Here is a 22,681-nt window from a genome sequence, read left to right as displayed (position 1 = left end):
GCCGCTCGAGGCCCCCTCGGCAAGCGCGCCGCCGTTTCCGATCACCGCCTCCGGTGCGTCGGTGCAGGTCGTCGCGGCCAGCGCCGCCATCAGGACCGGCAGCGCCTCCGCGCCCTCCAACCACGGGCGGTAGCGATAGTCCTGGTAGCGGTCGTGGGTGGCGATGAGCAAGCGCACCGCCGCCTCCGCGCGCTCGCAGTACCGGCCCATCCAGAACATGTCGTTGAGCACGCGGGGCGAGCTGATCTCCTCGACGATCGGCGCGGCCCGCCGCTCGCGCTCCTCGCGCGGCGTTTCGGCGCCTACCGCGGTCGTCGCGGCGGGCGCGGCGCGCACCCACACGTCCTTGGCGGCGACCTTGATCACCACCCGGTCCGGCTCGGTGCGCTGGCGCAGCTGGCCGAGGCCGCCCGCCATCGCCGTGTAGCCGCCGCGCCGGGCCAGCGAGAACAGCCGCATGCCCACCGGCGCCGCGGCAAGACCGCCGTACCCGCGCACGGCCGGCGCCACCGAGAACTGGGCCGGTTCCTGGCCGACCCACTTCCAGCCGTCCACCTCGATGCGCCGCCGCAACTCCTCGCGCATCGTCGCCGTCAGCTCCGGCCCGAACAGCGTGGCCCCGTCCACCGTCGATCGGATGATGAGTTCGTCCAGGTTGGCCAGCAGATGCGAACGCTCGCTCGCGTCGCCGCCCCAGTACGCGGGCGCGCTGTCCAGCAGCAGCTCCTCGCCGAGCAGCGCACGGGAGATCCGCGGCAGGAAGCAGGCGAGCGCCGGATTCTCCAGCAACCCGCTGCCCAGCGTGTTCACCACGGTGACAGCGCCGCGGCGCAACACCTCGACCAGCCCCACCACCCCGGGATGCGAATCCGGCCGCAGATCGAGCGGATCGGAGAACTCCGCGTCCACCCGGCGCAGCACCACGTCGACCCGCTTGAGGGTGCCGAGCGAGCGCATCCACAGCGCGCCGTCGCGCACCACCAGGTCGGCGCTCTCCACCAGCGGGAAACCCAGCGTCGAGGCGAGATACGCCTGGTCGAAGGCGGTTTCGGAGTGCACGCCCGGGCTCAGCACCACCACGACGGGATTGTCGTCGGCCACCGGCGCCGCCTCGATCAGCAACAGCCGCATCGCCCTGGCGAACGGGGTGAGCGGGCGCGGGCTGGAGTGCTCGAAGGCCTCCGGGATCGCGGTCGAGACGACGCGCCGGTCGGCCAGCGCGTAACCGGCGCCCGAGGGGGCTTGGGCCCAGTCGGCGATGGCGCGGAATTCGCCGTCGCTCCACCGGCTGATGTCGCAGGCGTGCAGGAACAGCTGGTGGCGGCCGGGGATCGTGATGCCGTGCGCGGCGCGCACATAACCCGCGTTGCCGAAGACCAGCTCCGGCGGCAGCAGCCCGGAGGTGATGGTGCGGCGCGAGCCGTAGATGTCGGTGAGCACCTCGTCCAGCACCCGCGAGCGCTGCACGAGACCCGCCTCCAGCCGGGTCCAGTCGTCGGCGGAGACCAGCAGCGGAATCGGATCGAGGCGCCACGGCGTCGGGATCGCGGCCTCGCCCGCGCGCATCACCTCGGTGTAGGTGATGCCGTCGTCCTCGATCAGCCTGCGCACCCTGGTGTCCAGTCTGCCGAGCCCGGCGGGACCGATCTCGACGAAGTCGGCAGAGAGCTCCGACCACATCTGCCGCACGATGCCGTCGGTGTCCACCAGCTCGTCGTAGTAGCCGCCGGTCGGCCTGCCGCACTCGTCGTAGGCGCCGGTGTGACCGCCCTCGGCCCGGTAGCGGGCGAGCTGCTCGGCGATCTGCTCCCGCACGTCGGCGGCCGTCGCCGCCGGGGGCACCGCATCGGCGACCATGCCGACCTCACCTCCGCTGTCAGACGTTTCGCCGTGACGGACGTGCGTCCGGTCCGCGCCGCAACCGGTCGCCGGTCCCCACGCGGTGCGTCCAGCCGGGCGCACCGACGTGGGTCGACCGTGGTGCCATCTTCGCACGTGAATCCGCGTGATCGCCCGGAGTCGCGGTGTGTTCGCCCGCCCCTTACACGGCTCGAGTCCGGGGCGCCCTGGCTCGGCGCGCAACCTCTACCACGGCGTATCCCCACCACGCAGGGTTGCCGACACTCCCGCCCGCCTCCCACCGTCGTCCGGACTCGAGTGCTAAGACCGAATGACCAACCGATCGTCAGGAGGTCCCATGCGAGCGACCTGCCCCACCTGCGAATCCGCCGTCGACCACTGTCACGGCACCCTGATCATCCACGCGGCCCGCACACCCGAGTGCACCGACGACGACTGCATCGCCTTCGACCACGCCCGCCACGCCTTCATCATCGACTGCGCCGACCTCGCGGGCGGCTGCGCCTGCACAACACAACCATCCCCCTCCCGCCGCCAAGCCTGACCCCGGCCCCGGAGCGCACGCAGTAGCTCCCCGTACGCTGGCCGGGTGAACTACGACCACGTGTTGTTGCCGTCCGGTGTTGCTGCGAACCTGGCCGAGGTGGAGGCGTACCTGGTCGGGCAGCAGGGGGTGGACGAGGCCGAGGTGGTCGCCGAGATGGCGGCCGAAATCAACGAGGCGAATCTGGAGCTGCCGGAGGAGGACAGCTTTCTCAGCGGTGAGTCGGTGGGCGGGACGGCGAACGGGTCGGTGCTGCACGTGGCGTGCCCCTACGACGCGATCGGCCACGTGCGGCAGCTGCTTTTCGAGATCGCGACGCCGCGCGACTACGCGATCTACGACCCGCAGCTTGCCTGGCTGATCGATCCCGCGGGCCACGTGCCGGTCACCGTCACCCACGGCGGCGCGGGCACGTTCCCGTACCTCACCAAAGCCCTTGTGGACCAGTGGATTCCGGAGCTCGCGCCGCCGAACCCCTACCTGATCGTGGAGCGGGGCGACCACGACTACATCCAGACCTACCGCGGCAAGCCGGGCGAGTACACCGTCGAGTACCGCGACGGCGGTCCCGAACGCCACTACGGCGCCACCCTCGCGGACCCCAAGGCGGTCGCCGACCTGATCTGGTCCTGGACGACGGGCGAAAAGGACGCGATCGCCCGCATTCCGTGGACCCGCGTCGAGTTCTGACCCCTACTGGTTCTGCACGGCGAGCCGCCCCGCGAGCGCCACGAACGACGCACCGAACACCCGCCGCAGCCACGTCACCACGACCGGCCGCGCGATGACGTACGTGCGCACCGCCGCCGCGCACGCTCCGTATCCGGCGAACACCAGGAAGGTGGCCAGCATGAAGATGCCGCTCAGCTCGAGCATGCGGGCCAGCGCGTTCGGCGCGCCCTCGGGCACGAACTGGGGAAGGAACGCGAAGAAGAAGATGGTCAGCTTCGGATTCAGGATGTTGAGCAGCACCGCCGAGGTGATCACCTGGCGAGCGCGCGGCGCGGCCCGTTCCGTTCCGGCGTCGGGAATGGCGAGAGCGCCTTTGTCCCGCAGCGTGTTCCACGCCATGTACAGCAGGTAGGCGACGCCGAGATACTTCAGCGTCTGGAAGGCGACGGCGCTGGTGTTCAACAGCGCGGCGAGACCCGTTACCGCCGCGATCATGTGTGGGACGATGCCGAGGGTGCAGCCGAAGGCCGCGACGACGCTGGCGCGCACGCCGCGCGAGAGTCCGGCCGCGAGGGTGAACAGGACGCCGGTACCGGGCGTGGCGACGATGACGAGCGTCGTCAGCAGAAACTCGATGCTCATCCCCCGCAGAGTAATTCGAGAGCACGGCCGGAGGAAGACCCCTGCGGACCGCGTACGGCCGGAGCGAGCACGCCCCATCGGACGAAAGTCCCGCGCGGGGCTGTGTCGGGGACGCTTACAGCGCGCGCCTGCCGGAAAGCGCCCGCCCGAGGGTCAATTCGTCGGCGAACTCCAGATCCCCACCCATCGGCAGGCCGGAGGCCAACCGCGTCACCGCGAGCCCGGGGAAATCGCGCAGCATCCGCACCAGGTAGGTGGCCGTCGCCTCGCCCTCGGTGTTCGGGTCGGTCGCGATGATCACCTCGCTGACGTCGACGCCGTCCTCTTGATTGCCGATGCGCGCCAACAGTTCCCGTATCCGCAGCTGATCCGGTCCGATGCCGCTGAGCGGATCGAGCGCGCCGCCGAGCACGTGGTAGCGGCCACGGAACTCACGGGTGCGCTCGATCGCCTGAACGTCCTTGGGCTCCTCGACCACACAGATCATGCTGCGGTCGCGGCGCGGGTCGGCGCAGATCCGGCACAGTTCGCCGTCGGAGACGGTGCCGCACGCCACGCAGAACTGCACGCCGTCGCGCACCTTCTGCAAGGCGGCCTGCAACCGGTCGATCTCCGGCGGTTCCACCTGGAGCAGGTGAAACGCGATGCGCTGCGCGCTCTTCGGACCGACGCCGGGCAGCTTGCCGAGCTCGTCGATCAGATCCTGTACCGGACCCTCGTACAACCGTCCCGTCCTCGATCAGAAATCCGGCAGCCCGGGCAGCGAACCGCCGCCGAGTCCGCCGGAGAGCGGGCCGAGGCGCTCGGCCGCCAGCCGCTGCGCGTTGCTCATCGCGTCGTTGACCGCGCCGATCACCAGATCCTGCAGGCCCTCGACGTCGTCGGGGTCGACGACTTTCGGATCGATGGTCAGCGAGACCACCTGACCCGTCGCCTTGATCCGCACCTGGACGAGGCCGCCGCCCGCCTGTCCGTCCACCTCGGAGGCCGCGATCTCGGCCTGCGCTTCCATCACCGCCTGCTGCATCTGCTGTGCCTGGGCGAGTAACTGCTGCATGTCGAATTGACCACCGGGCTGCACTGCTCGTCCTCTCTCAGGGGAGATTGTCACGGTTCAGCCTAGTCCTCCCGGATATACCGAGACAGTCAGGTCCGGCCCACTTAACCTCGACGTGGGTCGGGTCCCGGTTCGGTGAATTCTGGAGACAGCAATGAGCACAAACCGAGTACTTCTCGTGGGCGCCATGGCCCTTTCGGTCCTCTGCGCCCCGGCGGCCTCGGCGGATTCCGGCGTGGCCCCGGCCGATTCGGCGGCGGTCCCGGCCGATTCGGCGGCGGTCCCGGCCGATTCGGAGGTGGCCCCGGCCGATTCGGAGGTGGCCCCGGCCGATTCGGAGGTGGCCCCGGCCGATTCCGACGTGATCCCCGCGGCGTCCGACTACGGCGGCGGGTGCGTGCTGTATCCCGACAACAAGGCCGCGACCTTGGATTCGCTGCGCTTCCGCTGCTCACCGGAACAGCAGGACGCGATCTTCCACGACGCGCCGCAGGGCGCGGTGCCGATGGGCGTCAAGAACGGCTGGGTGGTCCGGCCGAACTACATCCAGGGCATCGCACCGGGCGTGTGGATCGGCAAGACCTTCTACACCGGTCCCGACGGCGGACACCTGATGAACCGCCTGACCGGCGCGGGCGTCGAGGGCTGGCGGGCCGATGTGTATCGCGCGCCAGCGGTGTTGGACGGCCGCCCGGCCTGGGCGCTGAACTACGCCCCGTCGCCGAGCCCGCCGCTCTACGACGAGATCCGCGAGGTGACCCCTGGCGTCTGGTTCGGCTACTCGTGGTGGCGCGGCGCGCTGCAGACCACCCTGCTGCTGACTTTCGCCTTGGCATGAGCGAACGTCGTGAGCGAACCATGTGCCGGCGGGCCGCTTGACTCTCCAGTCGCTGGAGGGTGTTCGCTGAACACATGACCGCGACCGTCTCGATCGGTGAGTTCGCCAGACTGACCTACCTCAGCGTGAAAACGCTGCGGTACTACCACGACATCGAACTGCTCGAGCCGGTCGAGATCGACCCGGCCTCGGGTTATCGGCGCTACTCGACCGAGCAGGTGGCGCAGGCCCATCTGATCCGGCGCCTGCGCCGCCTCGACATGCCGCTGCCCGAGATCAAGTCCGTGCTCGCCGCGCCGGACGTCGCCGCGCGGGACAGCGCGCTGCGTGCGCATCTGGAGCGCATGGAGGGGGAATTGCAGCGGACAAGGGCGGTGGTCGCGTCGCTGCGTTCGCTGCTGACCGAACCCGCGCCGATCACGGTGAGCTACCGGTCGATTCCGGCATTTCCGGCGCTGGCCGTCGTCGGCTTCGTCGAGCGCGACGGCATCGAAATCTGGTGCGGACAGTCCTTCGCGCAGCTCTACCAGACCTTGGCCGCAGCGGGCGTGCAGCCCGCGGGGGTCGGCGGCGCGACGTACTCGCCGGAATTCTTCGAGAACGACGAAGGCGAGGTGGTCGCCTTCGTGCCGATCCCCACCCGCGACGCCATCGAACCGCCCGAGGGACTCGACGTGATCGAACTACCCGCGCGCCACTTCGCCATCGCCGTGCACACCGGCCCCTTCGAGGACTTCGACCGCACCTACGGCGCGCTGGGCAGCCACGTCGCCGAACACGACACGGCGCTGCCGGAGCCGGTGCGCGAGCTGTACCTGGTGGCCCCGAACGACACCGACGACCCGACCGCATACCGGACCGAAGTCTGCTGGCCCATCGGCGGACGCCGAGAACAGGAGTGAACGATCATGACGCTGTCCATCGCCAACGTCACCTTCGACTGCGAGAACGCCGCGGCGCTCGCCGGATTCTGGGCGGAGCTGCTCGAGCAGCGCGTCGACGAAGGAGCCAACGAGTTCTTCGCGACGGTGGGTAGGGAGTCCGGGCACAAGCCGCTACTGATGTTCATCAAGGTGCCGGACAAGACGCCGGGCAAGAACGTCGTCCACCTGGATCTCGCCTCGACCGAGTGGCGCGAACAGGTCGACCGCGCGGTCGCCCTCGGCGCGAAGCACATCGGCGATTTCGACGAGTACGGCGGGAACTGGGCGACGCTCGCCGACCCAGAGGGCAACCTCTTCGACATCGGCAAGGCCTGATCGAATGGCGACGGCGCGGCCGGACCTCATCGGAAGGTCCGGCCGCGCCGTCGCTCGATTCGCTACCGGCTCAGGCCAGTTCGCGCTTCAGGTTCTCCAGCACCTCGGCCTGGATCTTCTTCAGCCCCAGCGGCGCGAAGATGCCCTCGAAGATGCCCGAGATGCCGCCAGCGCCCTTCCACGTGGTGCGCAGCGTGATCTGCGCGCCAGCGCCCTCCGGCGTCACCGTCCAGGTGTTCACCATGGTGGAGTTCGAATCACGCTCGGTGACAATGGAATCCGCCACCGAAACGACGGCGTGCACGTTACGGACGCGCTTCTCGGTGGCCTGCAACGTCCACTCGGCGACGGTGCCCGCGCCCTTGCCGCCCTCGACGACCTTGTAGTCGCGGTAGTGCGAGGAGAGAATGCGCGGGCGCACCGTCTCGTAGTCGGCGATGGCCTCGAGCGCGCGCTTCGGATCCGCGTCGACGGTGATCGAACTGCTGGCGCTGACCTGTCCCACAATGAGCTCCTTGTCCGGATGCGGTGTCTCGACCGCCCCCTATCCTGCCCTGCGCCCGCGCGTGCGCGGCGTCCAGGCTCACGTTGTCCTACCGCGTGTTCGACCGGACGACTGCCACACCGAACACCGGGTATTCCCGATGCAACATTCCCGTGACATTTATCCCGGCTCGATCATTTATCAGTGGTCGAAGATCACGGTGCGTACTAGCGTCGAGGGGTGGCAGTGAGTCTGTTGGGGAAGGCCGGTCACAGTCCGGCCGCACGCGAATCAGGGTTTGCCGCGCACCGAGCGGGTGTGGATCGCCTTCTGGCGAGTTACCGCGCCATACCCGCGGACGCCAACGTGCGGCTGGCGAAGAAGACCTCCAATCTGTTCCGAGCCAGGGCCAAGAACACCGCGCCCGGCTTGGACGTTTCCGGCCTGACCCAGGTCGTCGCGGTGGATCCGGACGCGCGGACCGCCGACGTCGCGGGCATGACCACCTACGAGGACCTGGTGGCCGCGACCCTGCCGTACGGGCTGGCGCCGCTGGTGGTTCCGCAGCTCAAGACGATCACCCTCGGCGGCGCGGTGACCGGCCTCGGCATCGAGTCCACCTCGTTCCGCAGCGGCCTCCCGCACGAGTCGGTGCTGGAGATGGACGTGCTGACCGGTGCGGGCGAGCTGCTCACCGCCCGGCCCGATGGCGAGCACGCCGACCTGTTCCGCGGCTTCCCCAATTCCTACGGCACGCTGGGGTACACCGTCCGGCTGAAAATCGAGCTCGAGCCCGTACTGCCCTACGTGGCGCTGCGCCACGTGCGGTTCCGCGACCTGCGCGAACTGGAGGCCGCGATCACGCGGATCGTGGACGAGAAGTCCTACGACGGCGAGCGGGTCGACTACCTCGACGGCGTCGTGTTCACCGCCGAGGAGAGCTACCTGACGCTCGGCAGGCAGACCGACGAGCCAGGTCCGGTCAGCGATTACACCGGGATGGACATCTACTACCGCTCCATCCAGCACGACGGCGCGCGGCCCAAGCGCGATCGCCTGACCATCCACGACTACCTGTGGCGCTGGGACACCGACTGGTTCTGGTGCTCGCGCGCTTTCGGCACGCAGAACCCGAGAATCCGCCGGTTCTGGCCGAAGCGCTACCGGCGCAGCAGCTTCTACTGGAAGCTCGTCGCCCTCGATCACAAATACGACATCGGCGACAAACTGGAAGCCCGCAAGGGCAACCCGCCGCGCGAGCGGGTGGTGCAGGACATCGAGGTCCCGGTGGAGCGCACCGCGGATTTCGTCGAATGGTTCCTGCGCGAGATTCCCATCGAGCCGATATGGCTGTGCCCACTGCGTTTGCGGGAGACCGCCGCACCCGCCGCGACCGGACGTCCCTGGCCGCTGTATCCGATCGAGCCGAACCGCACCTACGTCAACGTGGGATTCTGGTCGGCCGTGCCCACCGTTCCTGGCCAGCAGGAGGGCGCGGCCAACCGCGCCATCGAACGCACCGTGACCGAGTTCGACGGGCACAAATCGCTGTATTCCGACGCGTACTACGAAAAAGACGAGTTCGCGGCGCTCTACGGCGGCCAGACCTACACCGAACTGAAGAAACGCTACGACCCGGACCAGCGCTTGCTGGATTTGTATTCGAAGGCGGTGCAACGGAAATGACGACATTCAAGGACCGTTCCGACGTGTTCGCGGACCTGGGAACCAAACTGAGCATTGCCGAGATCTTCGAGACCCTCGTCGACGGCGAGGTCCCGATTCGCCTGACCGCCTACGACGGCAGCGCGACCGGGCCGAAGGATTCGGACTACACCCTCGACATCAAGACCCCGCGCGGCATCAACTACCTGGCCACCGCGCCCGGCGATCTCGGCATGGCGCGCGCCTACATCGCGGGCGACATGACCGCGACCGGCGTCCACCCGGGCGACCCGTACGAGATCCTGAAGGCGATGCAGGACTTGAAGTTCCGCCGCCCGTCGGCGCTCGCGCTGGTCACCATCGCGCGCTCGCTCGGCTGGGAGCGGCTCAAGCCGGTCGCGCCGCCGCCGCAGGAGACGCTGCCGCGCTGGCGCCGGATCGCGTTCGAGGGTCTGCGCCACTCCAAGACCCGTGACGCGGAGGCCATCCACCACCACTACGACGTCTCGAACACCTTCTACGAGTATGTCCTCGGTCCCTCGATGACCTACACCTGCGCGGCCTACGGCGACGAGAACTGGACGCTGGAGCAGGCACAGGAGAACAAGTACCGCCTCGTCTTCGACAAGCTGCGCCTGAAGGAGGGCGACCGGCTGCTCGACATCGGCTGCGGCTGGGGTGGCATGGTGCGCTACGCGGCTCGGCGCGGCGTCAAGGTCATCGGCGCGACCCTCTCAGCGGAGCAGGCCGAGTGGGCGCAGCGGAAGATCGCCGAGGAAGGCCTCTCCGATCTGGCCGAGGTGCGGCACTCCGACTATCGCGACGTGCCAGAGGGCGAGTTCGACGCCGTGTCCTCGATCGGTCTCACCGAACACATCGGCGTGCACAACTACCCGTACTACTTCGAATTCATCAAGAACAAGCTGCGCGACGGCGGCCTGTTCCTGAACCACTGCATCACCCGCCCGGACAACACCCGCACCACCAAAGCGGGCGACTTCATCGACAGGTACGTCTTCCCGGACGGCGAGCTGATCGGCTCCGGCCGCATCATCTCCGAGATCCAGAACACCGGGCTCGAGGTGCTGCACGAGGAGAACCTGCGCGAGCACTACGCGCTGACCCTGCACGAATGGTGCAAGAACCTGGTCGCCAACTGGGACGCCTGCGTCGCCGAGGTCGGCGAGGGAACGGCCAAGGTCTGGGGCCTGTACATGGCGGGCTGCCGACTCGGCTTCCAGCGCAACGTGGTTCAGCTGCACCAGGTGCTCGGCGTCAAGCTCCCGCCCAACGGCGCGTGGACGGTCCCGCTGCGTCCCTGGTGGGAAGCCTGAGCTGACGCTGCCCGCCCTTCAGTCCAGGAGTTCCTCCAGGAACAGGGCGGGTAGCGCCGCGTCCTCCAGCTGCTCGGGGGACGCGTGCATTTCGGAGCGCAGCACGCGCAGGATGGCGACGACGCCGGGGCCCGCGTCCAAGAGCGGACGGGTCCACCCCAGTTCGGCGCAGGTGGCGGCGGCGGGGAGCAGCAGGCCGGTGGCCTCGCCGACCCAGCCGGACGCGGCGAGGCATTCCGCGAGCAGCAGCGCGGTGTCCAATTCCGCTCGGGGACGGTCCTGTTCGAGCATCCGGCCGTGCAGGGCGCGGGCGCGGCGCACCGCGGTGTCGTCCGAGCGCGGCGGCTTCTGCGCGAGCAGGCCGCGGATGCCCGCGATCTCCTCGGCCTCGGCGGTGAGCGCGGCGGAACCGACCAACCGGTGGTGGACCACGCTCAGCGCTTCGGAATGCCCGTCGCCGTGCGCCAGGTACTCCACGGGTAGGCCGAGCCGCAGCCGTTCGGCGCGGATGTGCGCGGCGAGCCGGACCAGGCGGTGCTCGGCGGCAATCCTTGCGCCCTCGTCCAACCGGGCCGCGGCGGTCGCCAGATCGCCGAGCACCGCCTTGATCCGCGCTCCGGTGACGAACGTCGGGATCAGGAAGTCGACCGGCCCGATCCGGGTGACCAGCTGGTGGCTCTCGTCGAGCAGCCGGTCGGCGACATCGAGATCGCCTCGGCGGTAGTTCAATTCGCCGAGCAACGCCGAGGCCACCCGCACCGCGTGCGATCGCGGACCCGAGCGGAGCCGCGCCGTCTCCCATGCCTGCTGGAAACACTGCATCGCCGTGGCGATGTCGAGCTGCTCGTAGGCCGCCGCGCCCTGCCCGCACAGCCCGAACACCACGCCGAGCGGGTCCTTGGAGCTGGCGTGGTACTCGGCCGCCCAGTCCTGGATGCTGCGGGCGCCGTCGAAATCGAACTGGCACAGCCGCACGAACGAGGTCAGGTTCGCCGCGGTGGAGACCGTCCACGCGGGCAGCTCCTCGGGGTGCTCGAGGCAGTCCGCGACGCGGTCGAGCACGCCCTCGGTGTGGTCGCGCGCGATCTGGTCTGCGGCGGCGAGCACCGCGGCCTCGCACCGCTGCACGACCACATCGGCGTCACCGGAGGAGCCGCGGGCGAGCATGTTCGACAACCTGCCCAACGCGCTGCGCGCCGCGCTGGACTGTTGCAGGTTCACATTGGCTCGCGCCACCGCCATCAGCAGCTTGGACCGCGAAGCCACCTGCTGCACCGGCAGCTTCGACACCGTGCCGAGCAGGGTGGCCAGCCGGGATGCGTCGATCAGGTCCATGCCGCCACCCTCGACCAGATCCAGCGCCATCTTCAGATCCGTCGCGGCAAGCGCGTGGTCCACCGACTTGCGCAGCAGCTGATGTTCGGCGTACCAGCGGGAAGCCTTGCGGTGCAGCGACTTCAGCTTCCCCGGCTGGGTGCGTTCCAGCCGGGCGCGCAGATGCTCGGCGAACAGCGGCTGCATCCGGTACCACTCCGGGTCGTGCTCGATGCGCCGCAGGAACAGCTCGCGCTGCTCGGCCTGGGCGAGCAGCAGCTCGGCCTCGCTGTCGTCGGAGAGGGCGGCGGCCAGCGACGCGGAGACGCGCTCGGTCACCGAGATCGAGCTGAGGAAGTCGAGCATCCTCGGTTCGAGCGCGTCCAGCACGTTCTCGGCGAGATATTCGCGGATGCCGTGACTGCCTTCGGAAAGCGTCGCGATCAGCTGTTCCGGGTCGACGTTGCCGCGCAGCGAGAGGCTGATCAGCTGGATGGCGGCGGGCCATCCGTCGGTCGCCTCGTGGATCTGCTCCACCTGCGCCTCGGTAAGCGCGAAACCGTTGCGGTCCACCAGAATCTGCTTGGTCTCGGCAACGGTGAGCCGCAGCGCCGCGGACCCGATCTCGACCAGTTCGTCATGCACCCGCATTCGGCTGGTCGGCAAGCCGGACTGCTCCCTGCTGGTCACCACGAAACGCAGGTGGTGGCAGCCGTTGTCGAGCAGCGCCTCCATCGCGCGGTGCGTACCGGGATCGCTGATGCGGTGCCAGTCTTCCACCACCACCACGATGGTCTCCCCGCCCGCGTGGATCTCGTTGATGAGCGTGGTGATGGCGTAGGGCACCGCGTCGCCCGCGTGTTCCTCCAGCGCCTGGTCGAGCCCGGCGCCGATATCGGGGCGCACCCGGTGGATGGCCTGGATGAGGTGGGCGAGGAACCAGATCTCGTTGTCGTCGTCGCGGTCGATGCCGATCCACGCGACAGGCACCCCGCCGCCGCTGAGTTCCGCGCGCCACTGCGCGGCCACCGTGCTCTTGCCGAACCCCGCGGGGGCGTGAAGCACCGCGAGCCTGCGCCGCCCGCCCGCGCGCAGGATGTCGAGCAGCCGGGGTCGCGGTACCGGCTCGAGGACCGGGGTCGGCGGGTGGAATTTCGTCGCGGCGGTTGGCGGGAGGGTGGTCGCGCCGGTCGGGTGCTGCGAGACGGCGGGACGCAACGTCAACGGCCAGCTGCGCCGGGTCACCGCGGGGCGGGTGCGCGTGGACGGTTGCGCCTCCACCACCGGACGCGCGCCGTCGAACTCCTCGAGCAACCCGGTCGTGTCGAGCAGCGCCATCTCGTCGGGCAGCTGGCCGTGTTCCACCTGCACCGAGCGCAGCAGCGTGCCGAACTCGTACGCCGATTCCGGTCGATCGGCCGGATCGGGCGCCATGGCCCGCTCGATCGCGTCGGCCACATCGGGCGGAATGTCCTGCTCGCGCAGGTCCGGCACCGGCTGGGTGGTGATCCGCAGGAACTGCGCGACCACCCGCTCCCCCGCCTGCCTCTCGAAAGCGGCGTGGCCGGTGAGCAGGGCGAACAGCGTGGCCCCGAGACCGTAGATATCGGAGCGGACGGTCGGCTCCTCGCCCTTGAGCACCTCCGGCGCGGTGAACGCGGGCGACCCGGTGATCAGGCTGCTGGAGGTGCGAAAGCCGCCGGGAATCCTGGCGATGCCGAAATCGGTGAGCTGCGGTTCGCCGTAGCCGCTGAGCAGCACGTTGGCTGGTTTGACGTCGCGGTGCAGGATTCGGGCGCGGTGCGCGCTCTCGATCGCGCCCGCCAGTTTCACACCGGCCCGCAGCGAATCCGCCCAGGTGAGCGGGCCCTGCTCGCGGATGAGCTGTTCGAGCGAACCGTGTGTGCAGTACGGCATCACGATGATCGGCATACCGCTGGCGGTGACGTCCACCTGCAGGATGTCGACGATGTTGGGGTGGCCGGAGAGCCTGCCCATGGCCTGTTCTTCGCGCAGGAAGCGTTCCCGGCTCTCGATGTCGATCTCGGAGGAGAGCACCTTCACCGCGACGACCCGTTCCAGCGCGACTTGCAGACAGCGGTACACCACGCCGAAACCGCCCCTGCCGATCTCGACGGCCCCGGAGAGACCCATCGCCGCGAGCTCGTCCGCGATGCCTGCCAGCTCGGGGCGTGGGGTGTCGCGCTGGGTATCCGCGCCGCGTCGCGTATCGATGCCGCGCGTATCCGAATCGGCCGGGGCCGCGTCGGGACTCATCTTGCCCGAACCCCTGTGTGGATTCACGTGACCACCTCGAATGCACATCGAATCGGCGTCACCGGCGATCGTGGAACACGCCGACATCGGGCACCGGTGCCGACCTGGTGTCCGAATTGTCTGCGCATACTCCAACGTAGCGCGGTGCGGGGCCGGACGGGTGAAGATTGCCCCAGCTTCGTTTCCGCCTCGCGGCGACCCTTCGATCTGGTATCTCTTCGTTGTCGAAGAGTCACCGGAGGTGTTCGTGTCGAGTGAGCAATCGGAGGCGAACGCGGTCTATCGCCGCTACCTGAGCGCGATCGTGTTGCACAGTCAAACCGCGGCGCGAGCGGTGGATTTGGGCGCGACCGACGGCTACGCGCTCACCATCCTGCAGCTCGCGGGCCCGATGACGCCCGGCGAACTCGGCGCGCGCACGGGGCTGACCACCGGGCCGACCACTCGGCTGATCGACCGGCTGGAGCAGGCTGGATACGTGCGCCGGATTCCGGTGCCCGGTGACCGTCGCAAGCTCACCGTCGAACTGGTCGACCCGCCCGCCGACCTCGACCGTGTGCTCGGCCCCGCCCGCAAGCGCATCGGTGAAATTCTCGGCGGCTATCGCCCAGAAGAGCGCGAACTCCTGCTCGACTACTTCCGCAAGGCCGCGGACGCGTACGTCGAAGCGGCCGAAGAACTTCGCGCCTAGACTCGGCGCACCGCGAGCGCGACGATCTGGGTGATCTGGTTCTCGGCGAAGTTGTCGTCACTGACCAGCACCAGCGTCCGCTCGCCGGACGGCAGCCGCGGTCCCCATGTCATGCCCTCGATGTTGTCGATGTGCGAGAGGCCGACGTTGTGCAGGTCGACGAGCAGCCGTTTGGCGACCGGACGCGCGTTGCCGAGCGGAGCATCGAGCACGTTGGTCGCGCCCGCGATGTCGGCCTCGTAGACGCGGATCTTGGTGCCGACACCGTCCACGAACGCGCGCTCGAGCACCAAGAACTTCGTCGGGTCGAGCGGGTCGGCGGCCAGGATCGAGGCGACGCCGTTGCCGCCGCGCCCGGGCTCGGGCCGCGACACGGCGAACACCGGCTCCATCGGGTACGCGTACTGCGCGAGCAGCGGTCCGGACCGCGCCCGCACGGTGATGCGCGAGATCGCGCCCGAGCTCACGGTCGCCTCGGGTCCGTCTTGGAGCAGCGGCCCCTCGACGGCCGTGACGAACAGCGCGCCGCCCGCGGCGAAGGTGGCGGCCTCCAGCACCGCGTTGCGGCGCGGCCCGGAATCCGGCCGCATCCGCTCGTTGTCCGGGATCGGCAGTTCGGCAACGAACGTCCCGTCCGGCCGCGCGACGCGCACGGCCGGATCGATGAGCACGTCGCCCGCGCGCTCGCCCTCCTGGGTCCAGAAGTAGTCACCGGTCCACGGGTCGACCCGAATCTCCTCGGGGTCAACGGATTTCGGTGGGTACAAGCCGCCGTCCGCAGTGCGCAGCGGCCGAGTCCCGGTGAATGTCACCGGGCCGACGCCTTGGTCGTCGACGGTGAAGCGGACCGTGTAACCGCGGGCGGGTGCGCGTTCCGAGCGGTCGTCGCTGATCAGCACGTACTCGTCGGTGGCGGGCCGATAGTCGATGCCGGAAAGCCCGCCGACGGTGGTTCCGTGAAAGTCCATGCCGTGCGGCAGGATCTGCTGACCCAACAGCCGCACATTCGGTTCCGCCTGTGCGGCGGGCATCGCGACGACCGATGCCGCGGCGGCGAGAAGGAGTCCGATCTTGCTGCGCACGAGCCACACGGTATCGGCACTCGCGGACGGCGCGGTGAACTCCATCGGAAATCCGGCCGAGAGACGGCGAAAGCCCGCCACCGCGAAAAGCGGTGGCGGGCTTCGCCGTTGCGTAACTACCTACGCGGCGCGATTACTTGCGCAGCGAGGCGGGAACCTCGAAGCGGTCGCCGAACTTGGCCTTCAGCTCGTCGGCGCGAGCGACGAAGGCTTCCTGGCCGCCCGGGTAACCGACGATGAACTGGTGCACACCACCGGTCCAGGCCGGGTAGCCGATGCCGAAGATCGAGCCGATGTTGGCGTCGGCGGTGGTCTCGAGCACACCCTCGTCGAAGCACTTCTGGGTCTCGATCGCCTCGATGAACAGCATGCGGTCGATCAGGTCCTGGATCGGCACGTTGAAGTCGGTGACCGACTTGAAGTGCTCGCGCAGGCCCGGCCACAGACCGGTCCGCTTGCCGTTCTCGTCGTACTCGTAGAAGCCGGCCTTCTCCAGGCGACCCGGACGACCCTCGTTCACCATGTACTCGATGACGTCGATGGCCGGGTGCCGCTTCTTGCCCATGGTGGCGTCACCGCGGGCGATGGCCTCTTCGGTCTCCTTGGCGATCTTCAGCATGAGCTTCATGTTCAGCTCGTCCGACAGCTGCAGCGGCGCGGCCGGGTAGCCCGCCTGCGAGCCCGCCTGCTCGATGGTCGCGGGCTCGATGCCCTCGCCGAGCATGGCGATCGCCTCGTTGACGAAGGTGCCGATCACGCGCGAGGTGAAGAAGCCGCGGCTGTCGTTGACGACGATCGGGGTCTTCTTGATCGCGAGGGTGTAGTCGAACACCCGGGCCAGCGCCTCGTCCGAGGTCTTCTCACCCTTGATGATCTCCACCAGCGGCATCTTGTCGACCGGCGAGAAGAAGTGGATGCCGATGAAGTCCTCCTGGCGCTTCACGCCGGTCGCGAGACCGGTGATCGGCAGGGTGGAGGTGTTCGAGCCGAGCAGCGCGTCGGGGGTGACGATGTCCTCGATCTCCTGGAACACCTTGTGCTTGAGCTCGGTGTTCTCGAAGACGGCCTCGATCACGAAGTCCACGCCCGCGAAGTCGGCCGCGTCGGCGGACGGCTTGATCCGGTCCAGCAGCGCCTTGGACTTCTCCTCGGTGGTCTTGCCGCGGGAGAGGGCCTTGGCCTCGATCTTCTCGGAGTAGTTCTTGCCGCGCTCGGCCGCCTCGATGGTGACGTCCTTGAGCACGACCTCGTAGCCGGCCTTGGCGGAGACGTACGCGATGCCCGCGCCCATCATGCCCGCGCCGAGCACGCCGATCTTCTTGATCTCCTTCTTCGGCACGTCCTTCGGACGCGAGCCGCCGTTGTTGATCGACTGCAGATCGAAGAAGAACGCCTGGATCATGTTCTTCGCGACCGGGCCGGTCAGCAGGTTGACGAAGTAACGCGACTCGATGAGCGAGGCGTTGTCGATGTCGACCTGCGCGCCCTCGACCGCGGCGGCCATGATGGCGCGCGGCGCGGGCATGTTCGCGCCCTTGATCTGCTTGCGCAGGTTGGCGGGGAAGGCCGGGAGGTTGGCGGCGAAGGCCGGGGTCGACGGAGTGCCGCCCGGGATCTTGAAGCCCTTCTTGTCCCACGGCTGCATGCCGCCCTCGGGGTTGGCCTTGATCCACGCCTTGGCGGCGGGGACGAGCTCCTCGACGGAACCGACCAGCTCGTTGACCAGGCCGATCTCCTTGGCCTTTGCCGGCTTGTTGCGCTGGCCCTGCAGCAGCACCTGCATCAGTGCGTTCTGCAGGCCGAGCATGCGCACGGTGCGGATGATGCCGCCGCCCGCGGGCAGCAGGCCGAGGGTGGCCTCCGGCAGACCGATCTGCGAGCCGGGGACGTCGGCGGCGATGCGGTAGTGACACGCCAGCGCGATCTCCAGGCCACCGCCGAGCGCGGCGCCGTTGATGGCGGCGACGACCGGCTTGCCCAGCTGCTCCAGGCGACGCAGGGCGCTCTTGATGGTGCCGAGCTCGTCCATGAGGGCCTGGCCGTCTTCCGGGCCGACCTTCATCATGTTCTTCAGGTCGCCGCCTGCGAAGAAGGTCTTCTTCGCGGAGGTCAGCACCACACCGGTGATGCTGTCCTTCTCGGCCTCGAGCCGGTCGACGGTCGCGGTCATCGACGTCTTGTACAGCTCGTTCATCGTGTTGGCGCCCTGGTTCGGGTCGTCCATCGTCAGTACGACGATGCCGTCCGAATCCTGCTCCCAACCGATCATGTTGGTTTCGCTCACAGCTCTGTGTCTCCTTGAATTCTCAGCTGTCGGTTGGGGATCAGACCCGCTCGATGATGGTCGCGACGCCCATGCCGCCGCCGATGCACAGGGTGATCAGCGCGTAGCGGCCGTTGCGGCGCTCCAGCTCGTCGACCATGGTGCCGGTGATCATCGCGCCGGTGGCGCCAAGCGGGTGGCCCATCGCGATGGCGCCGCCGTTGACGTTCAGCTTCTCGTCCGGGATGTTCAGGTCCTTCTGGAACTTCAGCACCACGGAGGCGAACGCCTCGTTGATCTCGACCAGGTCCATGTCGTCGAGGGTCAGACCCGCCTTGGCCAGCGCCTTCTTGGCGGCCGGGGTGGGACCGGTCAGCATGATGGTGGAGTCGGCGCCACTGGTGGCGGTCGCGACGACGCGCGCACGCGGAGTCAGGCCCGAAGCCTTACCGGCCTCCTCGGAGCCGATCAGCACCAGCGCGGCGCCGTCGACGATGCCCGAGCTGTTGCCGCCGTGGTGCACGTGGTTGATCTTCTCCACGAAGTGGAACTTCTGCAGCGCCACCGCGTCGAAGCCGCCCATCTCGCCGATCATGGCGAAGGAGGGCTGCAGCTTGGCGAGGTCCTGGGCGGTGGTGCCGGGGCGCATGTGCTCGTCGCGGTCCAGCACGACAAGGCCGTTCTGGTCCTTGACCGGAACGATGGACTTGGCGAAGTAGCCGCCGGTGGTGGCCTTGGCGGCCAGGTCCTGCGAGCGCACGGCGTAGGCGTCGACGTCGTCGCGGCTGAAGCCCTCGATGGTGGCGATCAGGTCGGCGGAGACACCCTGCGGAACGAAGTAGGAGTCGTAGTTGGTGGCCGGGTCGAGGGCCCATGCGCCACCGTCGGAGCCCATGGCGACGCGCGACATCGACTCGACGCCACCGGCGATGACCAGGTCGTCGAAGCCGGAGCGCACCTTCTGGGCGGCGATGTTGACGGCCTCGAGACCGGAGGCGCAGAAACGGTTCAGCTGGACGCCGCCGACGGTGTCGGGCAGGCCGGCCACGGTCACCGCGGTGCGCGCGATGTCCATGCCCTGGTCGCCGACCGGGCTGACGACACCGAGGACGACGTCGGAGATCCGGTCCTCGTCGAGGTTCGGGAAGCGGTTGCGCAGCTCCTGGATCAGACCAACAGTCAGGTCGATCGGCTTGACCGAGTGCAGCGAACCGTTCTTCTTGCCGCGGCCGCGCGGAGTGCGGATGGCCTCGTAAATGTAGGCCTCTGTGGTCATATCGGAGTGTTTCCTTCCTTGGGGTGCGCCTGCACCGCGTTGTGCGGCACGGCCGCGGGTAACCTCGCCGACCGGCCATGAGACCGACCGTCCGTATTCAGTTTGCCGTGCTCCGAGGCCCAGCGTGGTGACGCGAGGTTCCGTCTCCGGGCCCGTCGCCCGCACCGCATAACGCTGTACAAAACTTGGCAAGCACCTGCGGACGCACGTTCCGGACACGCCCGTACGCCTGGGCATACCATAGAACGCCGCCACACCGGAGCTCACGGCCACCCGTTCATACTACCGTCGTGTGCGAACTCCGGTTAACTTAACGTCCTCGAGGCGGTGGTTGTCAACCATCCAGCCGTGTGGCACCCAGCTCACTCCTGAGCAATTCCAGGGCGACCTCGTCGGGGTCGTGGCGAGCCTCAGGAGCCACCGGCTTGGCGGCCTCGGCCAGCATTTCCTGCTCCTCTTCCGGAGTCGACGGGCCTGGCACCCCACCCGAGCCGGATCCAGCGCCGCCGGAGGTCGTTTCGTACCCGATCGGATCCGGCGGCGCGTAGTCGCCGGGACCGGGATCGTCCGGTAGATCGGGGTAGTCGGGCGGCGGGATGTCGTCGTCGCCGGATCGCGCGGGGGCGGCGGGCCGCTGCGCACGGGCCGGTGCGTCGCCCGCCGCGTTCGCCCTGGTCTGACTGGGTCGGGAGAACTTCGGCGGACCACCATCGCCGCGTCCGCCCTGCGCGCCCGAACCGCGCCCGGCCGCACCCGCCCCCGCTCCGCGCCCGCGGTTCGCCTGCTGCGCCGCCGGACGCGGCGCCGCACCGCCCGCCTCCCACCGGATCTCGTGGTCGCTGCCGAGCACGGCGCGCACCGCCGACCGCACGGCCTCGACATTGCGCGGATCGGACAGTCGCTGCGCCAGCGGCGCGTGCTGATGGGCGAACACGATGACCGCGCCGTCGACCCGCGCCACCGAGGCACCGGACAGCAACGCCTGCACCGTCGGCCCGAACTCCCGAACCTTGGCCCGGATCTCCGCCCACGCCCCTTCCACGGCCCGCAGCAGTTCGTCGCCCTGCGCGCCAACGGGCTCGTCCGTGACACCAGCGGGCCCGCCCATCGCGCCAGCGGGCTCGTCCGGCAATGCCGCGGCCATCGATTCGGCGCCCGCGGCAGCCCGCGCAGCCGCCACATCGTCACCCACGCGACCCGCCGCCGCGGCCACCGATTCGGCGCTCGCAGCAGCCCGCGCAGCCGCCACATCGTCACCCACGCGACCCGCCGCCGCGGCCACCGATTCGGCGCTCGCAGCAGCCCGCGCGCCCGCCACATCGTCACCCATGCGACCCGCCGCCGCGGCCATCGATTCGGCGCCCGCGGCAGCCCGCGCGCCCGGCACGTCGTCACCCCCGCGACCCGCCGCCGAGCCCCCGGGCACTTGACCGGAAGCGGCCGCTGCATCGGAAACCTCTTGCGCCGCTTCATATCCCGTACGTTCGGCGGAACCGGGCGTAGTCGCGGACCGCTCGACCAAACGTGCCCCAGCCGCGTCGCGGCTCGGCGCTGATTCGACCGGCACCCCCGCTGCCGTGCCGCGGCCTTCGGCGGGTCCGTCCTGCGAGGCTGCGGAACGCCCGGCGGGCGCGTCCGCGTTGCCCTGGATATCGGCATCGGCCTGGACGGCGCTTGGCGCGGAGTGAACCGCCGCCGTGTTTCGCCCCCCGGCGGGTCCGTCTCCGGGTGCGGGCTGCCCGGTTGCGGCCTTCGCGTAGCCCTCGTCGGCAGCCCGGGGAGGCGACTGCCCCGCTTCGACACCGGTATCGCCCGCGTTCGCCCTGACAGCGTCCTGCTGCGCGATGGGCGCACCCACGACGGCGGCGTCAGCCCGCTCGGGCCGGTGAACGGAGACGTCTTCCCGCGCATCGGCGTCCGGTGCCGGGCTGCCCTGACCGACCGCTCCACCGGAGGCAACCGTGCCGCTTTCGTCCGGTCCGGAGTTCGCGCCACGCGTCTTGCTCTCGCGCAGCGCGGCGAGCGCCTCCGCACCACGGCGGCGCGAGGGCTCACCCGGTGAGCGGGCCGGAGCGGGCGCGGCGCTGGGGGGCACGTCGGCGGCGGAGGCGGTGGGCGGGCGGGGGGCGACGGCTCCGCCCGCGAAACCGCGTTCGAGTCGTTCCAGGCGCTGGAGGGTGGCGGATTCGGTGTCGGAGACCGAGGGCAGCAGCATGCGGGCGCAGACGACCTCGAGCAGCAGGCGCGGTGCGGTCGCACCGCGCATCTCGCCGAGCCCCTCGTGCAGCAGTTCGGCGTAGCGGGTGAGGGTGCCTGGGCCGATGCGCTGGGCTTGGTCGCGCATGCGGTCGAGCACGTCGCCGGGGCCGGTGACCAGGCCGCGGTCGGCGGCGTCGGGCACCGCGCGCAACAGGATCAGGTCGCGGAAGCGCTCGAGCAGGTCGACGGCGAAACGGCGCGGATCGTGCCCGGCCTCCATGACGCTGTCCACGGTGCCGAACAGCGCGGCGCCGTCGCCCGCGGCCAGTGCCTCCACGGCGTCGTCGATGAGCGCGACGTCGGTGACGCCGAGCAGCGCGACCGCGCGGTTGTAGGTGACGCCCTCCGGCCCGGCGCCCGCGAGCAGCTGGTCGAGCACGCTGAGGCTGTCGCGCGGCGAGCCGCCACCCGCGCGAATCACCAACGGGTACACCGCTTCCTCGACCGGTACGTCTTCCTGTTCGCAGATCTTGCCGAGCAGCCCGCGCATCGTCGCGGGCGGCAGCAGCCGGAACGGGTAGTGGTGGGTGCGCGAGCGGATGGTCGGCAGCACCTTGTCGGGCTCGGTGGTGGCGAAGATGAAGATCAGGTGGGCAGGCGGCTCCTCGACGATCTTGAGCAGCGCGTTGAAGCCCGCGGTGGTGACCATGTGCGCCTCGTCGACGATGAAGACGCGGTACCGGGATTCGGCCGGCGCGTAGAAGGCGCGGTCGCGCAGCTCGCGGGTGTCGTCGACACCGCCGTGGCTCGCGGCGTCGAGCTCGATGACGTCGAGATTGCCCGGTCCGCCCGGACCGAGCGCGACGCAGGACGGGCAGACGCCGCACGGTCGCGAGGTCGGGCCCTGCACGCAGTTCAGCGACCGCGCGAGGATGCGAGCCGAGGAGGTCTTGCCACAGCCCCGTGGTCCGGAGAACAGATAGGCATGACTGATCCGTCCGGTGTCGAGCGCGGTGCTCAGCGGGTCGGTGACGTGCTCCTGACCCACCACCTCAGCGAACGTTGCCGGTCGGTACTTCCGGTACAGAGCCACGGCCAGAGGTTACCGGCGACCACCGACAAAGCGGGCGGCGACCGGGGGCTCACGACCTACAGCCCGCCGCGGACCTTCGCGCCTCGAGCGCAGCATCGCGAAACTGGTCGAATTTGTGATATAGATCACAT

General features: G+C 69.3%; 18 protein-coding genes. 8 read left to right on the top strand and 10 right to left on the bottom strand.

Annotated elements, in window-relative coordinates; all coding sequences use genetic code 11:
• The coding region (locus tag NAM01S_RS25870) for a circularly permuted type 2 ATP-grasp protein (protein WP_174554860.1) at positions 1-1,857 on the bottom strand (1,857 nt) is incomplete at its 3' end.
• 340 nt (positions 1,858-2,197) lie between these two features.
• Between NAM01S_RS25870 and NAM01S_RS25865 the strand changes: the two genes are divergently transcribed.
• Both NAM01S_RS25865 and NAM01S_RS25860 read left to right on the top strand, forming a co-directional pair.
• The gene (locus NAM01S_RS25865; RefSeq protein ID WP_067789845.1) at positions 2,198-2,404 is read left to right on the top strand and encodes a hypothetical protein; all 207 of its coding nucleotides are present in this window, start codon (positions 2,198-2,200) and stop codon (positions 2,402-2,404) included.
• A 45-nt stretch (positions 2,405-2,449) separates the two neighbouring features.
• On the top strand, positions 2,450-3,094 hold the full coding sequence (locus tag NAM01S_RS25860) for a hypothetical protein (RefSeq protein ID WP_067789843.1): 645 nt from the start codon (positions 2,450-2,452) through the stop codon (positions 3,092-3,094).
• A gap of 3 nt (positions 3,095-3,097) precedes the next feature.
• Here NAM01S_RS25860 and NAM01S_RS25855 read toward each other — a convergent pair whose 3' ends face one another.
• The 3 genes from NAM01S_RS25855 to NAM01S_RS25845 form a co-directional block, all read right to left on the bottom strand.
• Entirely contained in the window at positions 3,098-3,718 is a 621-nt protein-coding gene (locus NAM01S_RS25855; RefSeq protein WP_067789840.1) for a LysE family translocator, read from the bottom strand.
• A gap of 115 nt (positions 3,719-3,833) precedes the next feature.
• Positions 3,834-4,442: a recombination mediator RecR gene (recR, locus tag NAM01S_RS25850; protein ID WP_067789838.1), complete on the bottom strand. Its 609-nt coding sequence runs from the start codon at positions 4,440-4,442 to the stop codon at positions 3,834-3,836.
• Positions 4,443-4,457: 15 nt separating this feature from the next.
• Entirely contained in the window at positions 4,458-4,799 is a 342-nt protein-coding gene (locus tag NAM01S_RS25845; protein WP_067789836.1) for a YbaB/EbfC family nucleoid-associated protein, read from the bottom strand.
• A 130-nt stretch (positions 4,800-4,929) separates the two neighbouring features.
• On the opposite strand from NAM01S_RS25845, the gene NAM01S_RS25840 reads away from it, so the two are divergent.
• From NAM01S_RS25840 to NAM01S_RS25830, 3 genes are all read left to right on the top strand, one after another.
• Positions 4,930-5,613 carry a ribosomal eL19 family protein gene (locus NAM01S_RS25840; RefSeq protein WP_253799168.1) on the top strand — a complete coding sequence of 228 codons (684 nt, stop codon included), beginning with the start codon at positions 4,930-4,932 and terminating at the stop codon, positions 5,611-5,613.
• A gap of 74 nt (positions 5,614-5,687) precedes the next feature.
• A complete protein-coding gene (locus tag NAM01S_RS25835; protein ID WP_067789832.1) occupies positions 5,688-6,515 on the top strand; it encodes a MerR family transcriptional regulator in 828 nt (275 codons plus the stop codon).
• Between the two features lie 6 nt (positions 6,516-6,521).
• A complete protein-coding gene (locus NAM01S_RS25830) occupies positions 6,522-6,872 on the top strand; it encodes a VOC family protein (protein WP_067789829.1) in 351 nt (116 codons plus the stop codon).
• A gap of 70 nt (positions 6,873-6,942) precedes the next feature.
• Here NAM01S_RS25830 and NAM01S_RS25825 read toward each other — a convergent pair whose 3' ends face one another.
• The gene (locus NAM01S_RS25825) at positions 6,943-7,377 is read right to left on the bottom strand and encodes an SRPBCC family protein (protein WP_067789826.1); all 435 of its coding nucleotides are present in this window, start codon (positions 7,375-7,377) and stop codon (positions 6,943-6,945) included.
• 225 nt (positions 7,378-7,602) lie between these two features.
• Between NAM01S_RS25825 and NAM01S_RS25815 the strand changes: the two genes are divergently transcribed.
• Both NAM01S_RS25815 and NAM01S_RS25810 read left to right on the top strand, forming a co-directional pair.
• Positions 7,603-9,042, top strand: coding sequence for an FAD-binding oxidoreductase (locus NAM01S_RS25815; protein WP_067789821.1), 1,440 nt, complete (start codon positions 7,603-7,605; stop codon positions 9,040-9,042).
• Complete coding sequence (locus NAM01S_RS25810) at positions 9,039-10,355, top strand: class I SAM-dependent methyltransferase (protein WP_067789818.1); 1,317 nt, start codon at positions 9,039-9,041, stop codon at positions 10,353-10,355. The genes NAM01S_RS25815 and NAM01S_RS25810 overlap by 4 nt, the downstream gene beginning before the upstream one ends.
• An 18-nt stretch (positions 10,356-10,373) precedes the next feature.
• On the opposite strand, the gene NAM01S_RS25805 is transcribed toward NAM01S_RS25810, so the two are convergent.
• The gene (locus NAM01S_RS25805) at positions 10,374-13,946 is read right to left on the bottom strand and encodes a protein kinase domain-containing protein (RefSeq protein WP_084483307.1); all 3,573 of its coding nucleotides are present in this window, start codon (positions 13,944-13,946) and stop codon (positions 10,374-10,376) included.
• 247 nt (positions 13,947-14,193) lie between these two features.
• Between NAM01S_RS25805 and NAM01S_RS25800 the strand changes: the two genes are divergently transcribed.
• The gene (locus NAM01S_RS25800) at positions 14,194-14,637 is read left to right on the top strand and encodes a MarR family winged helix-turn-helix transcriptional regulator (RefSeq protein WP_067789887.1); all 444 of its coding nucleotides are present in this window, start codon (positions 14,194-14,196) and stop codon (positions 14,635-14,637) included.
• Here the strand turns inward: NAM01S_RS25800 and NAM01S_RS25795 are convergent.
• The 4 genes from NAM01S_RS25795 to NAM01S_RS25780 form a co-directional block, all read right to left on the bottom strand.
• Positions 14,634-15,719, bottom strand: coding sequence for an esterase-like activity of phytase family protein (locus NAM01S_RS25795; protein ID WP_218018465.1), 1,086 nt, complete (start codon positions 15,717-15,719; stop codon positions 14,634-14,636). The genes NAM01S_RS25800 and NAM01S_RS25795 overlap by 4 nt on opposite strands.
• Positions 15,720-15,852: 133 nt before the next feature.
• A complete protein-coding gene (locus tag NAM01S_RS25790; RefSeq protein WP_067789816.1) occupies positions 15,853-18,003 on the bottom strand; it encodes a 3-hydroxyacyl-CoA dehydrogenase NAD-binding domain-containing protein in 2,151 nt (716 codons plus the stop codon).
• A 40-nt stretch (positions 18,004-18,043) separates the two neighbouring features.
• Positions 18,044-19,258, bottom strand: a complete 1,215-nt coding sequence (locus NAM01S_RS25785) for an acetyl-CoA C-acetyltransferase (protein WP_067789813.1) — start codon at positions 19,256-19,258, stop codon at positions 18,044-18,046.
• A gap of 334 nt (positions 19,259-19,592) precedes the next feature.
• Positions 19,593-22,550: a DNA polymerase III subunit gamma and tau gene (locus NAM01S_RS25780; protein ID WP_084483301.1), complete on the bottom strand. Its 2,958-nt coding sequence runs from the start codon at positions 22,548-22,550 to the stop codon at positions 19,593-19,595.
• Positions 22,551-22,681 lie beyond the last annotated feature (131 nt).

It is taken from the genome of Nocardia amikacinitolerans NBRC 108937, assembly GCF_001612615.1.
Taxonomy (GTDB): Bacteria; Actinomycetota; Actinomycetes; order Mycobacteriales; family Mycobacteriaceae; genus Nocardia; species Nocardia amikacinitolerans.
This window is presented reverse-complemented; position numbering and strand designations above follow the sequence as displayed.